At 64.0% G+C, this 16,489-nt stretch carries 9 protein-coding genes; 4 read left to right on the top strand and 5 right to left on the bottom strand.

Going from position 1 to position 16,489, the window contains the following annotated elements; genetic code table 11:
* Positions 1-81: 81 nt before the first annotated feature.
* Positions 82-1,209: a GNAT family N-acetyltransferase gene (locus GYA95_RS16125; RefSeq protein ID WP_043936234.1), complete on the bottom strand. Its 1,128-nt coding sequence runs from the start codon at positions 1,207-1,209 to the stop codon at positions 82-84.
* Between the two features lie 262 nt (positions 1,210-1,471).
* Here GYA95_RS16125 and GYA95_RS16130 point away from each other — a divergent pair, with 262 nt between their 5' ends.
* Complete coding sequence (locus GYA95_RS16130; protein WP_015271304.1) at positions 1,472-2,716, top strand: putative porin; 1,245 nt, start codon at positions 1,472-1,474, stop codon at positions 2,714-2,716.
* Positions 2,717-2,937: 221 nt separating this feature from the next.
* Here the strand turns inward: GYA95_RS16130 and GYA95_RS16135 are convergent, their stop codons facing one another.
* Entirely contained in the window at positions 2,938-4,059 is a 1,122-nt protein-coding gene (locus tag GYA95_RS16135) for a beta-ketoacyl-ACP synthase III (RefSeq protein ID WP_015271305.1), read from the bottom strand.
* A gap of 157 nt (positions 4,060-4,216) precedes the next feature.
* Complete coding sequence (hrpA, locus tag GYA95_RS16140; RefSeq protein ID WP_015271306.1) at positions 4,217-8,122, bottom strand: ATP-dependent RNA helicase HrpA; 3,906 nt, start codon at positions 8,120-8,122, stop codon at positions 4,217-4,219.
* 570 nt (positions 8,123-8,692) lie between these two features.
* Here hrpA and GYA95_RS16145 point away from each other — a divergent pair.
* On the top strand, positions 8,693-10,057 hold the full coding sequence (locus GYA95_RS16145) for a glutamine synthetase family protein (protein ID WP_161551431.1): 1,365 nt from the start codon (positions 8,693-8,695) through the stop codon (positions 10,055-10,057).
* Between the two features lie 23 nt (positions 10,058-10,080).
* Positions 10,081-11,388, top strand: coding sequence for an NAD(P)/FAD-dependent oxidoreductase (locus tag GYA95_RS16150; RefSeq protein WP_015271308.1), 1,308 nt, complete (start codon positions 10,081-10,083; stop codon positions 11,386-11,388).
* A gap of 158 nt (positions 11,389-11,546) precedes the next feature.
* On the opposite strand, the gene fadD1 is transcribed toward GYA95_RS16150, so the two are convergent.
* Positions 11,547-13,244, bottom strand: a complete 1,698-nt coding sequence (gene fadD1 / locus GYA95_RS16155) for a long-chain-fatty-acid--CoA ligase FadD1 (RefSeq protein WP_015271309.1) — start codon at positions 13,242-13,244, stop codon at positions 11,547-11,549.
* Between the two features lie 360 nt (positions 13,245-13,604).
* Positions 13,605-15,293: a long-chain-fatty-acid--CoA ligase FadD2 gene (fadD2, locus tag GYA95_RS16160; protein WP_015271310.1), complete on the bottom strand. Its 1,689-nt coding sequence runs from the start codon at positions 15,291-15,293 to the stop codon at positions 13,605-13,607.
* 219 nt (positions 15,294-15,512) lie between these two features.
* Between fadD2 and GYA95_RS16165 the strand changes: the two genes are divergently transcribed.
* Positions 15,513-16,457 (top strand): alpha/beta hydrolase, encoded by a 945-nt coding sequence (locus tag GYA95_RS16165; RefSeq protein ID WP_015271311.1) that lies wholly within the window; start codon positions 15,513-15,515, stop codon positions 16,455-16,457.
* Positions 16,458-16,489 lie beyond the last annotated feature (32 nt).

The raw sequence follows: 16,489 nt of genomic DNA on the forward strand, positions 1-16,489 counted from the left end.
CACCACATGCCTTGAAAACTGTGCCGTACCTGTGGGAGCGGGCAAGCCCGCGAAGAGGCCGGCACAGGCAATATGAATGGATCAGTCCCGACGATAGGGCAACATCCCCCTGGCCTCCTCGGCATACGCCCGCACCCCTTCCCGTTCCTGCGCCAGAAAATCCTCCACCGCCCGCCGCAACCCCGGGTGCAGCAGGTAGTGCCACGACCGCGTCAGCACCGGCTCGAACCCTCGAATCAGCTTGTGCTCCCCCTGTGCCCCGGCATCGAAACGCTGCAGCCCTTCGGCAATGGCAAAGTCCATGCCCTGGTAGAAACAGGTTTCGAAGTGCAGCCGGTCGAACTCGTCCAGGCACCCCCAATAACGGCCAAACAGGCTGTCGCCCCCCACCAGGCTCAGGGCCATGGCCACATCACGGCCACCCTGCCGCGCCATCACCACGCGCAACGCTTCGGGCATGCGCTCGGCAAGCAGGCTGAAGAACTCGCGTGTCAGGTAGGGCGCACGGCGGCGCACCGCGTAGGTATTGGCGTAGCAGCGATAGACGAAATCCCACTGCGCCTCATCCAGTTCATCTCCACGGTACCAGCGGAACTCGATACCGTGCCCGGCCACCTGTTCACGCTCCTTGCGCATCTGCTTGCGCTTGCGCGAACTCAGGCTGTCGAGAAAATCCTGAAAGTCACGATAGCCATGGTTGCGCCAATGAAACTGGCAGCCCAGGCGCTCCATCCAGCCCGGCAGGCCGGCCAGCTGCTCGTCCAGCGCCGGCTCGGTGAAATTGATGTGCGCGCCAGACAGCCCGCCCTTGGCCAGGTACTCCGGCAAAGCCTGCAGCACCAGCAGGCCATCGGCTGGGTCGGCGGCGAGCAGGCGCGGGCCGCTGACCGGGCTGAACGGCACGGCACCGAGCAGCTTGGGGTAGTAGGCAATGCCGGCCCGCTCACAGGCATCGGCCCAGCCATGGTCGAACACGTACTCGCCAAACGAGTGCCATTTGCGGTACGCCGGCAGCAGCGCCCGTACCCGCCCGTCACGTTCCAGCACCAGGTGCTCGGCGGCCCAGCCGGTGTTGCGCGCCACGCTGCCGCTGTCCTCCATGGCGCTGAGAAACGCATGGCGTAGAAACGGTTGGCCAGCGGGCACCAGGGCATCCCAGGTGGCCGCCGGAAGATCACGCAAATGAGCAAGGCTGTACAGGCTGGTCACGGTTTCGGCTCGCTGTTTCAAGGTACCCAGTATCCCCAAGGAAGGCCCGCCACTCAAATCACGATAGCCGGGACAGATCCTTTTATTCTCAATTACTTAACCGCAGTGCCACCAATTCGACATTAATCTGTCATTCGCCCCCGCAATACTTGCGCCTGTTTTCCGGAACCCCAGAACCTGTCTATTCAGGCCCTTTCCGAAGACATGCCAACACAGGGGCGGGCGCTTGAGCCTCCCCATCTTATTCAACAGGGAGAACCTTATGCGTCTTGTTTCTACACTTACCGGAGTGAGCCTCACCGGCATGATGCTGGCTCTGAGTACTCCGGCCAGTGCAGCTGTCGACGCCAAGCTGCTCGAAATGCTCCGCGCCAATGGCTCGATCAACCAGGCGCAGTACAACGAACTGCAGGCGGACCTGGCTCAAGAAACCAAGGAAAAGGCCGCTCAGAAAGCTCAGTCCGAACGGATGAGCTCCTTTGAACAGAAAGTGGCATGGGCCGCCAAGACCCAGGTCAAGGGTGATGTGCGCCTGCGTTACGAAGACGTCAACGTCGACGACCCGAACAGCAGCAGCGGCAACCAGGACCGCCAGCGCGTGCGTGCCCGTGTCGGCTTCTACAGCGAAATCAACCCGCAGGTCGACGCGGGCATCCGTATCGCCACCGGCAGCAGTGCCGACCGCCGTTCGACCAACCAGAGCTTCGACAACTACTTCGACAAGAAGTCGCTGTGGGTCGACCAGGCCTACCTCGACTGGCACCCGACTGCAGTTCCCAACCTGCACCTGATTGGCGGCAAGATGGCGCAGCCATGGGTGAGCATGGGCGACATCATCTGGGACAGCGACATCAACCCGGAAGGCGTGGCAGCCACCTACAAGACCGACCTGGGCGGGGCCGAGGTGTTCGCCAGCGCCGGTCAGTACACCCTCAAGGACAACGTAGATGGCGACGGCGTGCAATACAAGCATGACGCACAGGTCTATCACGGCCAGTTGGGCGCCAAATTCGCCCCGGCAGACGTGCTCAAGCTGACCGTAGGTGCCAGTATCTATGGCTACGACAACGACAAGGAAGCCACCATCCTGCAGTCGTTCGGCAACACCACCAACGAGTTCAACCTCGTGGAAGGCTTCGGCCAGCTGGACTTCACCGGCTTTGCCATCCCGCTCTCTGCTTACGGTCAGTATGTGAAAAACACCGAAAGCACCGATGGCGAAGACCAGGCCTGGTTGGCGGGCCTGAAAACCAAGGTCGGCGCCTGGAGCCTGGACTACAACTACCGCGACGTGCAGCGTAACGCCGTGGTCAGCCTGTTCACCGACTCTGACTTTGGCAACGGCTTCACCGGTTCGCGCGGGCACAAGTTCAAGGTCGGATATGAAATCGACAAGAACTTCTCCCTGGGCGCTGCCTACCTGATGGCCAAGACCGACCTGTCGCAGTTGCCCAACAGCGATGCCGATGTAGATACCCTGCAGGTAGACCTGGAAGCCAAGTTCTAAGCGAAACCCTGCACTGCTTCACCTGAAGCGGGAAATGCCGACCCCATCCGGCATTTCCCGCTTTTTTTGCCTGTGAAATTGCAGGGGGCTGCCATGCAGCCCATTCGCAGCACAAGGCTGCTCCTACAGGGGAATGCGAACCCTGCAACCGGCGCGTTCTCCTGTAGGAGCAGCCTTGTGCTGCGAATGGGCCGCAAAGCGGCCCCGATATTTCGAAGCAATCAGCGCTTGCGCAGGATCACGCTACCAATCGAATACCCCGCACCAAACGAGCTCAACACCCCCAGCGAGCCCTTGGCCAAGTCGTCCTGGTACAGGTGGAAGGCAATCACCGACCCCGCCGAACTGGTGTTGGCATAGCGATCGAGAATCACCGGTGCATCCTCTTCGGCCACTTCACGCCCCAGCAGCTTCTTGACGATCAGGTGGTTCATGCTGAGGTTGGCCTGGTGCAGCCAGAAGCGTTTCACATCGCTTGGTTGCAGCCCGTTTTCCTGCAGGTGCTCACCGATCAGCTCGGCCACCTTCGGGCACACCTCGCGGAACACCTTGCGGCCTTCCTGGATGAACAGCTTGTCCGCCGCGCCCTCGCCCTCTTCCGCCGCGCGGTTGAGGAAGCCGAAGTTGTTACGGATGTTGTTGGAGAACTCGGTCCACAGCTTGCTGCTGACGATGTCGAACTGGTGCGCCGAGGTGGCCTTGTCGGCACGCTCGAGCAATACCGCAGTGGCAGCATCACCAAAGATGAAATGGCTGTCGCGGTCACGGAAGTTCAGGTGGCCAGTGCACACCTCCGGGTTGACCATCAGCACCGCGCGCGCCTGGCCCAGGGCCACGCTGTTGGCGGCGGTCTGGATGCCGAAAGTGGCCGACGAGCAGGCCACGTTCATGTCGAAGGCAAAGCCCTGGATGCCCAGCGCCTGCTGCACTTCGATGGCAATGGCCGGGTACGGGCGCTGCAGGTTGGAGCAGGCGACGATCACCCCGTCGACATCGGCCGCCGTGCGACCGGCGCGCTCCAGGGCCTGGCGGGCGGCGGCCACGGCCATTTCGCAGAGCACCGAAGGTTCGTCGTTGGAGCGCTCGGGCAGACGCGGTTTCATGCGCTGCGGGTCGAGAATGCCGGCCTTGTCCATGACGAAGCGGCTCTTGATGCCCGAGGCCTTTTCGATGAACGCCGCATCGGACAGCGGCGCCGCCTCGACTTCACCGCGCTCGATGGCGGCGGCGTTGTCCTGGTTGAACTGCTGCGACCAGGTGTTGAAGGACGCCACCAGTTCTTCGTTGGAAATGCTCTGGGCCGGGGTGTACAGGCCGGTGCCGCTGATCACGACGTTATGCACGGTCGTTCCTCTGGTCAAAGGCCATCGCCACGGGGCGCTGGCTGGGAAACATGACAGGTTAATGGCACTTTAGTGCCAATTTAAAGGCGAGGGCTGCGCCCGCGAAGGGCCGCAAAGCGGCCCCAAATTGCATCAATATTGCCACAACTGTGGAAGTTTAGCCTTCCACCTGGCTCCATTGCTTGCTCAATCGCTTGTCGGAAATCGGCACCTTGGTCCCCAACTGCTGGGCAAACAGCGAAACCCGATATTCCTCCAGCCACCAGCGGTACACCGTCAGTTGCTCATCACGCTTGCCTTCCTGGGCATGCTTGTCGGCACGTGCCTTGTACTGCGCCCACAGGTTGGCCAGCTCACCGCTCCACACCCGGTCCTTCTGCACCTGCGAACCCAGCTTCTCCAGGCGCAGCTCCACCGCCTTGAGGTAACGCGGCAGCTCCTTGAACCAGGCCCCGGGGGTTTCACGCACGAAGCCTGGGTACACCAGGTTGCCGAGCTGTTGCTTGATGTCGTTAAGCGCCACTGCCTGGCTCAGGTCGATCTTGCCCTTGAAGCGCTTCTGCAGCCCATGCCACAGCTTCAGCACTTCCAGGGTCTGCCGTGCCAGGCGCTCGGCATGCTCGGCCCAGCTGCCGCGCTTGCGCTCGGCCAGGCCAGCCAGGGCCGCACCATCGCGTGGCAGCGGCTGTTCGCCTTCAAGGATGCAGCTGTCCAGGCTGGCCAGCAGAATGTCCTCGACCAGCGCCTCGACCCGGCCCATTTCACGGTACAGCAGGCCCAGCTCGGTCAGCCCCGGCAGCTTGCCGCGCAGGTACTTGGCCGGTTCGGCCAACTGCTGCAGCAACAGGCGCTGCAAAGCGCGGCGGTGCTGGAACTCGGCCTCGGCCTGGGTCGAGAAACGCCCTTCGCGCACGGTGCCGCCCTCTTCCACCAGTGCCGGGTACACGGTCATCGACAGGCCGGCAATTTTCTGCTGCGCGGTCTGCTTAACCTCGCTGAAAGCCTTGGCCTGCACCGGCTGCTCGCTCTTGGCGTCACGCGGCACGGCCAACGCTGCCTGGCTGGCTGCAGCAAAGCGTGCGGTCAGCTCGGCCAGGTCGCGGCCTTCACCCAGAAACTTGCCCTGGCCATCGACAACCTCGATGTTCATGCGCAGGTGGCCTTCGACCAGGTTGACCGACTCGTCCCATGCCTCGTCGGGCACACGGGCGCCGGTCATGCGCAGCAGTTCCTGGCCCAGGGCCTGCGGCAATGCGCCCTGGCCGAAGGTCATGCGCGCCAGAGAGGCCTTGACGAAGTCCGGCACCGGCACAAAGTTCTTGCGCAGCGCCCTGGGCAGGTTGCGCACCAGCGCCACGCACTTGGCTTCCAGCAGGCCGGGCACAAGCCATTCCAGGCGCTCGCCCGGCAAGCTCGGCAGCAGCGGCGCTGGTACCCGCACGGTCACGCCATCGCGGGGGTGCCCGGGCTCGAAGTGGTAACTCAGCGGCAGGCGCAGCTCGCCCACCTGCAAGCTGTCGGGGTACTGCGCGGCGGTGACTTCGCTGGCCTCGCGGGCCAGCACGTCTTCCTCGCGCATGATCAGCAGGTTGGCGTCCTTCTGGCTGCCCATGCGGTACCAGCTGTCGAAGGTCGCCGTCTGGTGGATTTCCGCCGGCAGACGCGCTTCGTAGAAGGCATACAGCGTCTCTTCGTCGGCCAGGATGTCACGGCGGCGGGCCTTGGCCTCCAGCTCGTCGAGCTCCTCCAGCAGGCGCTTGTTGGCCGCCAGGCACTTGGCCCGCGACTGGATTTCGCCACCCACCAGGCCTTCGCGGATGAACAGCTCGCGCGATGTGACCGGGTCGATCGGGCCGAAATGCACCGGCCGACGGCCGACCAGGATCAGGCCGTACAGAGTGATCTGCTCGTAGGCCACCACCTGCCCGCGCTTCTTCTCCCAATGCGGTTCGAAGTGGTTCTTCTTGACCAGGTGGCCGGCCAACGGCTCGATCCAGTCCGGCTCGATCCTGGCCACCATGCGTGCGTACAGCTTGGTGGTTTCGACCAGTTCGGCCGCCATCACCCACTGCGGGCGCTTGCGCCCCAGGCCCGACGACGGGTGCACCCAGAAGCGCCGCTGACGGGCGCCCTGGTAGTCGCCCTCTTCGGTCTTCTGGCCGATCTGGCTGAGCAGGCCACTGAGAATGGCCTTGTGCATTTTCGGGTAGTCGGACGGGTCCTTGTTTACCGTCAACTGCAGGTCACGGCAGATCAGCGCCAGCTGGCGATGGGCATCGCGCCATTCGCGCAGGCGCAGGTAGTTCAGGAAGTTTTTGCGGCACCAGTTGCGCAGCGGGTTGGCGGTCAGCGCCTGGCGCTGTTCCTCGAAGCCACGCCACAGGTTGACCAACGCGGCGAAGTCGGAATCCACGTCCTTCCATTGTGCGTGCGCCTGATCGGCGGCCTGCTGGCGCTCTGGCGGGCGTTCGCGCGGGTCTTGCACCGACAGCGCACTGGTGACGATCAGCACTTCCTGCAGGCTGCCCAGGCGGGCGCCTTCGAGCAGCATGCGGCCCAGCCGCGGGTCGATCGGCAGGCGCGCCAGTTGGCGACCGATCGGCGTCAGCTGGTTTTCGCGGTTGACCGCCGACAGCTCCTGCAGCAGGTTGAAACCATCGCTGATGGCCTTGCCATCCGGCGGCTCGATGAACGGGAAGGCGTCGATTGCGCCCAGGCGCAGGTGCAGCATCTGCAGGATCACTGCCGCCAGGTTGGTGCGCAGGATCTCCGGGTCGGTGAACGCCGGCCGGCTGTTGAAATCCTCTTCGCTGTACAGGCGAACGCAGATACCCGGCTCGACCCGGCCACAGCGACCCTTGCGCTGGTTGGCACTGGCCTGCGACACTGCCTCGATGGGCAGGCGCTGCACCTTGGCGCGGTAGCTGTAGCGGCTGATGCGCGCGGTACCGGTGTCGATCACGTAGCGGATGCCCGGCACGGTCAGCGAGGTTTCCGCGACGTTGGTGGCCAGCACCACACGGCGCCCGGTGTGTGGCTGGAAGATGCGCTGCTGCTCGGCCGGCGACAGGCGCGCGTACAACGGCAGGATCTCGGTGTGGCGCAGTTGCGCCTTGCGCAAGATCTCGGCGGCATCACGGATCTCGCGCTCGCCCGGCAGAAAGATCAGCACATCGCCGGGGCCCTTGCCCTCACTCCGCTCGTGGTGCGCCAACTCATCCAGCGTGGCGAGGATGGCCTGGTCGACGGTGAGGTCGTCCTCGATCTGGTTGCCCTCCTCGTCCTGCTCGCTGGTCAGCGGGCGGTACCAGGTTTCCACCGGGAAGGTACGCCCGGACACCTCGATGATCGGCGCGCCATCGAAGTGTTTGGAGAAGCGCTCCAGGTCGATGGTCGCCGAGGTGATGATCAGCTTCAGGTCCGGGCGGCGGTGCAGCAGGGTCTTCAGGTAGCCGAGCAGGAAGTCGATGTTCAGGCTGCGCTCGTGGGCCTCGTCGACGATGATCGTGTCGTAGCGCTCGAGGAAACGGTCGTGCTGGGTTTCGGCCAGCAGAATGCCGTCGGTCATCAGCTTGACCAGGGTGTTGGCGTCGCTCTGGTCCTCGAAGCGCACCTGGTAGCCGACCAGCCCGCCCAGCGGCGTGCCCAGCTCTTCGGCGACCCGCGCGGCAACGCTGCGGGCGGCGATCCGGCGAGGCTGGGTGTGGGCGATCAGGCCATGGCTGCCACGGCCCAGTTCGAGACAGATCTTCGGCAACTGGGTGGTCTTGCCCGAGCCGGTTTCGCCGGCGATCACCAGCACCTGGTGCTCGGCCAGGGCCTTCTTGATTTCGTCACGCTTGGCAGCGATTGGCAGGCTGTCGTCGTAGCGCACGGTCGGCACGCTCTGCTGGCGCGCGGTGACCTGGGCGCAGGACGCCTGGACCTTTTCCACCCACTGCGCCAGCTTCGCCTCGTCGGGGCGCTTGCGCAGTTCGTGCAATTGCCGGCGCAGGCGATGGCGGTCGGCGATCATGGCGTGGTCGAGGTTTTGCAGCAGTTTGTCGATGGCGTGGTCAGTCATGGGGCTTTTTAGTGATGCAGGTGGGCCTGCTTTTTCATGATCGGCATTCGAAGGATGCGCGATTGTCGCAGATTTGGGCCTGCTTTGCTGTCCAGGCTGGCGCTGCCCCTGTAGGAGCGGCCTTGTGTCGCGATGGGCTGCGGCAGCAGCCCCGGCAATTTGTGCTGGAGCGAAGATCCTGGGGCTGCTGCCGCAGCCCATCGCGACACAAGGCCGCTCCTACAGGGATCGCACGGCGGCGGAAAGTTTAGCAAGGGCTTATGTAAAGGTTGCCATTCACTGCTTTAATCAACCTTACGCCGCATGTGAGTATCAAAGGCATGACTCCCGTCCAGCCCATCGCCCCACCGTCGTCCCGCCCTTCGCAAGCGAAGGCCCGGCGCCGTGCCGGTGAGAATCCGCTGGTCCACATCATCCTCGCCTTCTGGGCCCTGTGGCACTGCCGTCACGCACGCCCACCGGATTTCTCGCTCACGCCTTTGTGACCAAACCCGGCCGTCGTCTGGCCGCTTGACTCAGCCGGGCCGCCTGCATGCACGGTGGCCCGTGCGCCCCGTGAGCGAATCCATCATGAACTTTGCACCTGTAGAGCACGCCAGCCGTTTTCTGGCCGACAACCCCGATATCGAACTGTTCGAACTGTTCATCCTCGACGCCAATGGCGTGCCGCGCGGCAAGCTGCTGCACCGCGACGAACTGTTGGCCGTGTACCAGACCGGCCGGCCGCTGCCCAGCACCATTCTCGGCCTGACCCTGAACGGCGACGACGTGGAAAACTCCGGCCTGGTGTGGGACGTGGGCGATATCGACTGCCGCGCCTACCCGCTTGAAGGCAGCCTGGTGCGCCTGCCCTGGCGCCGGGTGCCGACCGCCGCGGTGCAGGTGAGCATGCACCCGAACGAGGGCCTGCCGGCCAGCATCGCCGACCCGCGCCATGTGCTGCTGCGTACCATCGAGGCGTTGAAGGCCGACGGCTACCATCCGGTGATGGCCTGCGAGCTGGAGTTCTACCTGCTGGACCAGCAACCTGATGCCCAGGGCCGCCCGCAACCGGCACTGGACAATGACGGCGGCCGCCCACGCACCACCCAGGTGTATGGCCTGCGCGAACTGGAGCAGATCGAGCCGTTCCTTGCCGACCTCTACGCCGCCTGCAAGGCCCAGGGCATCCCGGCGCGCACGGCGATTTCGGAATACGCCCCCGGCCAGGTGGAAATCACCCTCGAGCACGGCGACGCTCTGCAGGCGATGGACCAGGCCGTGCGCTACAAGCGCCTGGTCAAAGGCATTGCCCATGCCCATGGCATGCAGGCCTGCTTCATGGCCAAGCCGTTCGCGCAACTGGCCGGCACCGGCATGCACATGCACCTGAGCCTGGCCGACAGCGCCGGCAACAACCTGTTCGCCAGTGAAGACAAAGCCGGTACCCCGCTGCTGCGCCAGGCCGTGGCAGGCATGCTGCGACACCTGCGCGACTCGCTGCTGCTGTTCTGCCCCAACGCCAACTCGTTCCGCCGCTTCCAGGCCAACAGCTATGCCCCGCTGGCGCCAACCTGGGGCGTCGACAACCGCACCGTGAGCCTGCGCATACCGGGCGGTCCGGCCAACAGCCGGCACGTGGAGCACCGCATCTGCGGCGCCGATGCCAACCCCTACCTGGCCGCTGCGGCGATCCTTGCCGCCAGCCACTGGGGCATTCGCCAACAGCTGGACCCGGGGGCACCGGTGGAAGGCAATGGCTATGCCCAGGCCACCGAACACCTGCCCACCGACTGGCTGACTGCCCTCGACGCCCTGCAGCATTCGAGCTGGGCTCGCGAAGCACTGGGCGAGGACTTCCTTGGCGTATACCTGAAGGTCAAGCGCCCCGAGTACCGCCAGTTCATGGCCGAAGTCAGTGAGCAGGACTGGCGCTGGTACCTGCACCAGGCCTGATCCCCGGATAACAAGGAACACCCATGAATGCAGCATTGAACAAAGGGCCGGCGCAACGCGCGCCGTCCTACTACAGCGCCACCCTCAACGACCACACCGAGTACCCGCAGCTCAAGGGCACGGTACAGGTGGATGTGGCGATCATCGGCGGCGGCTTCACCGGCGTGGCCACGGCGGTGGAGCTGGCCGAGCGTGGCCTGAAGGTGGCCATCGTCGAAACCAACCGCATCGGCTGGGGTGCCAGCGGGCGCAACGGCGGCCAGGTCACCGGCAGCCTGTCGGGCGACGAAGCCATGCGCTCGCAGATGCGCAACCGCCTCGGTACCGAGGTCGATGACTTCATCTGGCACTTGCGCTGGCGCGGGCACCAGGTGATCGAGCAGCGCGTGGCACGCTACAACATCGACTGCGACCTCAAGCGCGGCCACCTGCACGCGGCCATGAAGCCCTCGCACATGGACGAGCTGCGCGCATTCGAAGCCGAGGCCCGGCGGCGCGGCATGGGCGAGCAGGTACAACTGCTGGACCGCGATGGCGTGGCCGAGCACCTGCAAAGCCCGCTGTACCTGGGCGCGCTGAAAAACCTGCGCAACCTGCACCTGCACCCGCTCAACCTGTGCCTGGGCGAGGCCCGTGCTGCCCATGGCCTGGGGGCGCTGATTTTCGAAAACTCCGAAGTGCTGGACATCGTCCACGGCCCGCGCCCGGCGGTAGTCACCGCCCACGGGCGGGTCGAGGCGCGCCAGGTGATGCTGGCCGGCGATGTGTACCACAAACTGGAAAAGCGCCAGCTCAAGGGCAAGATCTTCCCGGCCATGGGCGGCATCGTCACCACCGCACCGCTGGGGGAGCTGGCCGAACAGATCAACCCGCAGGACCTGGCGGTATACGACTGCCGCTTCGTGCTCGATTACTACCGCCTGACCGCCGACAAGCGCCTGCTGTTCGGCGGTGGCGCCAACTATTCCGGCCGTGATTCACGGGATATCGAAGGCGAACTGCGCCCGTGCATCGAGCGCACCTTCCCGGCGTTGAAAGGCGTGCCGATCGAGTTCCAGTGGAGCTGCGCCATGGGCATCGTGGTCAACCGCATCCCGCAGCTGGGCAAGCTGTCGGACAACGTTTGGTATTGCCAGGGTTATTCGGGGCACGGCATTGCCACCAGCCACATTATGGGCGAGATCATGGCCGAGGCGTTGACCGGGACGCTGGAGAAGTTCGACACCTTCGCCCAGTGCAAGCATGTGCGGGTGCCGATGGGGGATTTGCTGGGCAATCCGCTGCTGGCGGCGGGGATGTGGTACTACCAGATGCTGGAGAAACTGCGCTGAACCTGAGGCCTGCGCAACCTCTGTAGGAGCGGCCTCGTGTCGCGATCGGGCCGCGAAGCGGCCCCAGCAATTTCAGCATCACGGCTGAAAACCTGGGGCCGCTTCGCGACCCGATCGCGACACAAGGCCGCTCCTACACAGACCGCGCTGGCTGGGCGTCAGGCGATCTTCTTCAAGCCCTGTTTCTTCAGCTCTTCATCGCGCAGTTCGCGGCGCAGGATCTTGCCAACGTTGGTGGTCGGCAGCGCGTCGCGGAACTCGATCTGGCGCGGGACCTTGTAGCCGGTGACGTTGGCGCGCATGTGCTCCATCACCTGTTCCTTGGTCAGGGTCATGCCCGGCTTGACCACGATGAACACCTTGATCACTTCACCGGACTTCTCGTCCGGCACGCCGATGGCCGCGCACTGCAGCACGCCCGGCAGGGCCGCCAGCACATCTTCCAGCTCGTTGGGGTAAACGTTGAAGCCCGAGACCAGGATCATGTCCTTCTTGCGGTCGACGATGCGCATGTAACCATCTGGCTGGATCACGGCGATGTCGCCGGTCTTCAGCCAGCCATCGCTGTCGAGAATCTCGGCAGTGGCCTCCTCACGCTGCCAGTAGCCCTTCATCACCTGCGGGCCCTTGACGCACAACTCGCCCACCTCGCCCAGCGGCAGCTCGTTGCCGTTGTCGTCGATGACCTTGCACAGGGTGGACGGCACCGGAATACCGATGGTGCCGACCTGGTTGGCCTCCGCCGGGTTCACCGCAGCCACCGGGCTGGTCTCGGTCATGCCATAGCCTTCGCAGATGGCGCAGCCGGTCACGGCCTTCCAGCGCTCGGCCACGCTCAGTTGCAGGGCCATGCCACCGGAGAGGGTGATCTTCAGCGCCGAGAAGTCCAGGGCACGGAACGCCTCGTTGTTGCACAAGGCAACGAACAGAGTGTTGAGGCCGACGAAGCCGCTGAACTTCCACTTGCCCAGTTCCTTGACCATGGCTGGCAGGTCACGCGGGTTGCTGATCAGCACGTTGTGGTTGCCGATCAGCATCATTGCCATGCAATGGAAGGTAAAGGCGTAGATGTGGTACAGCGGCAGCGGGGTGATGAGGATTTCGCAGCCTTCGTGCAGGTTGGAGCCCATCAGCGCCCGGCACTGCAGCATGTTGGCCACAAGGTTGCGGTGGGTAAGCATCGCGCCCTTGGCCACGCCGGTGGTGCCACCGGTGTACTGCAGCACCGCCACGTCGTTGGCCTGCGGGTTGGCCTCGGTCACCGGCTGGCCCTTGCCCTGCGCCAGAGCGTCGTTGAAGCGTACGGCACGCGGCAGGTTGTAGGCCGGCACCATCTTCTTCACGTACTTGATCACGCTGTTGATCAGCAGGCGCTTGAGCGGCGGCAGCAGGTCGGCCACTTCGGTGACGATGACGTGCCTGACCTGGGTCTTGGGCACCACCTTCTCGGCCAGGTGGGCCATGTTGGCCAGGCACACCAGGGCCTTGGCGCCGGAGTCGTTGAACTGGTGTTCCATTTCCCGTGCGGTGTACAGCGGGTTGGTGTTGACCACGATCAGCCCGGCACGCATGGCACCGAATACCGCCACCGGGTATTGCAGTACGTTAGGCAGCTGCACTGCAATGCGGTCACCCGGCTTGAGGTCGGTATGCTGCTGCAACCAGGCGGCAAACGCCCCCGACAGCGCATACAGCTCGCCATAAGTGATAGTCTTGCCCAGGTTGCTAAAGGCCGGTTTGTCGGCAAAGCGTTGGCAGGATTGCTTGAGTACCGCCTGGATATTGGGGAATTCGTCAGGATTGATTTCCGCCGTAATCCCGGCTGGGTACTTATCCTTCCAAAAATGTTCGATCATGGAAGCCCACTCCTTCAGCAACAGCGAAGTTCGATTCACGCGTCGATGCGCTTATTATTGATATGAGATGACGGCTCGTTGCAAACCGGATCATCTGAAAGCGGGCCGAGAGTAACAGCTTTGCCTGGGGTCGCCTAGAGGCCAAAACAGGCCTCACGGTCACAAAAATGACTCAATGAACAATACAGGTCACTTTTAGAGTAATTATCCAAAATGTCGCAGATCGTGCTGTAAACAGCCTGCTAGAGCGGTTTGAAAGCATTCGCGGGTGAACCCGTTCCCACACAGGTACTGCACAGGCCTTGAGAACTGCAAGCCCCCTGTGGGAGCGGGTTCACCCGCGAAGAATCCAACTCGGCCTCAAGCGATATCCCGCAGCTCCCGCCGCAGGATCTTGCCCACTGGCGTCATCGGCAACGACTCGCGCAGCACGATGTGCTTGGGTACCTTGTAGCCGGTGAAGTTGGCCTTGCAGTAGGCCTTCAGCTCATCCACGCTCAGCCCGCCCTCGCGCGGCACCACGAACAGCTTCACCGCCTCGCCGGAGCGCTCGTCCGGCACGCCGATGGCCGCGCAGTTGGCAACCTTGGGATGGCCCATCACCACATCCTCGATCTCGTTGGGGTACACGTTGAAACCCGAGACGATGATCATGTCCTTCTTGCGGTCGACGATGCGGGTGAAGCCGTCCGGGTCGATCACCGCGATGTCGCCGGTCTTGAACCAGCCTTCCGCATCCAGGGCCTGGGCCGTGGCCTCGGGCTGCTGCCAGTAGCCTTTCATCACCTGCGGGCCCTTGATGCACAGCTCGCCCCGCTCGCCCAGCGGCAACTCGTTGCCGTCATCGTCGATCACCTTGAAGGCGGTGCCGGCCACCGGGATGCCCACCGTGCCCAGGCGCGCCAGCTGGCCATAGGGGTTGGTGCTGGCCACTGGCGAGGTTTCGGTCAGGCCGTAGCCTTCGACGATGCGGCAACCGGTAAGCGCCTCCCAGCGCTCGGCCGTGGCCTTGACCAGCGCGGTGCCGCCGGAGTTGGTGACCTTCAGCGCCGAAAAGTCGAGCTGGCGGAAGCCCGGGTGGTCCATCAGTGCGACGAACAGCGTGTTCAGGCCCAGCAAGGCGGAGAAACGCCATTTGCCCAGCTCCTTGATGAAGCCGGAAATATCCCGCGGGTTGGTGATCAGCACGTTGTGGTTGCCGGTGACCATCATGCACATGCAGTTCGCGGTAAAGGCATAGATGTGGTACAGCGGCAGCGGCGCGATCATCACTTCCTGGCCGTCCTTGATCAGCTTCTGCCCGTCCGGCCCGTGCTGCGAGAAGCAGGCCAGCACCTGCAGCATGTTGGCCACCAGGTTGCCGTGGGTGAGCATGGCGCCCTTGGCCAGCCCGGTGGTGCCACCGGTGTATTGCAGCACCGCAGTATCGTCCAGGCTGAGCGGCACCGGCTTGTGCGACAGCTCGCGGCCCTGGCGCAACACCTGCTTGAACGACACCGCCTGGGGCAGCTGATAGGCCGGGACCATCTTTTTCACCTTGTCGACCACGGTGTTGACCAGCCAGCCCTTGGCGGTGGGCAGCATGTCGCCCATCCTGGCCTCGATCAGGTACTCGATGCCGGTATCGGGCAACACCTCCTGCACGCGCTTGCCGAACATGTTCAGGTACACCAGCGCACGCGCGCCGCTGTCCTTGAACTGGTGGCGCATCTCGCGCTCGGTGTACAGCGGGTTGGTGTTGACCACGATCAGGCCTGCGCGCAGGGCACCGAACACAGCGATGGGGTATTGCAGCACGTTGGGCATCTGCACCGCGATGCGGTCGCCCGGCTTGAGGTCGGTGTGCTGCTGCAACCAGGCGGCGAAGGCCGCCGAGTGGCGCTCCAGCTCCGCGTAGGTCAGGGTCACGCCCAGGTTGCTGAAGGCCGGGCGGTCGGCGAAACGTTTGCAGGAGCGCTCGAACACCTCGACGACCGAGGTGTAGGCATTGATATCGATGGTGGAAGGCACGCCCGCCGGGCGCTTGTCATTCCAGAAGTCGGCTTGCATTTATTATTGTTCCTCTGCCTGGACCTGCTGTAAGTCCTGTAGTCCTTTCACCTGCCCGCTCGAAAGCGAAAAGGCGTTGATCCGACGTTAGCAGGTAAGCCCAAGGCGGCATATACGCCAAGTGCCGCCATTAACATTGTGAATCTTATTTGTGCCCTTCCTGCAATCCGGTCGGTTGTGCATACACTGTTCGGGTACCTGTGCGCACAAGGACCCGCCATGCCTCACGACGCCTTCTGGCTGCCCGCCAGCGAGCACTGCAGCCTGTACGTGCACCAATGGTTGCCGGCCACACCGGTAAAAGCCGTGGTGTTGCTGGCCCATGGCATGGCCGAGCATGCCGGGCGCTACCAGCACCTGGGCCATGCCTTGAGCGAGGCCGGCTTCGCCCTGTTCGCCGCCGACCAGCGCGGCCATGGGCGCACCGCCGAACTGGGCAACCTCGGCCTGTTCGCCCGCCATCATGGCTGGAATGCCGTGGTCAACGATCTCGGGCTGCTGGCCCAGCACATCGGCCAGCAATACCCGTGCACGCCGCTGTTCCTGTTCGGCCACAGCATGGGCAGCTACATCGCCCAGGCCTACCTGCTGCACCACAGTGGCAGCCTGCATGGGGCGATCCTCAGCGGCTCCAACTACCAGCCGGCGGCGCTGTACCACGTGGCGCGGCTGATTGCCCGGCTGGAAGCCTGGCGCCAGGGGCCGCTGGGCAAGAGTGCACTGATCGAGTGGTTGTCGTTCGGCTCGTTCAACAAGGCCTTCAAGCCCAACCGCACGGCGTTCGACTGGCTCAGCCGCGACCCGGCGCAGGTCGACCTGTACGTCAACGACCCGCTTTGCGGCTTTCGCTGCAGCAACCAGCTGTGGCTTGACCTGCTGCAAGGCTTGGCGCAGATCAGCCAGCCGAGTAACCTCGCGCAGATCGATCCGAACCTGCCGCTGCTGGTGATCGGTGGTGAATGTGATCCGGTCAGTGCCGGCAAGCGTCTCACCCACCTGGCCGACGCCCTGCGCGCGACCGGCAATCGACATGTACAGCTGCGCGTCTATCCTGAGGCGCGGCACGAAGTACTCAACGAAACCAACCGTGACGAGGTCACCGCCGATATTCTCGGCTGGCTTGAACAGGCGCTGGCTCTTGGCCGCCCTGTGCGCAGTGAATGACAGCCGCCCTCGCCTACCGCTTAAGGAAGCCC

This window comes from Pseudomonas asiatica (assembly GCF_009932335.1).
GTDB classification, from domain to species: Bacteria; Pseudomonadota; Gammaproteobacteria; order Pseudomonadales; family Pseudomonadaceae; genus Aquipseudomonas; species Aquipseudomonas asiatica.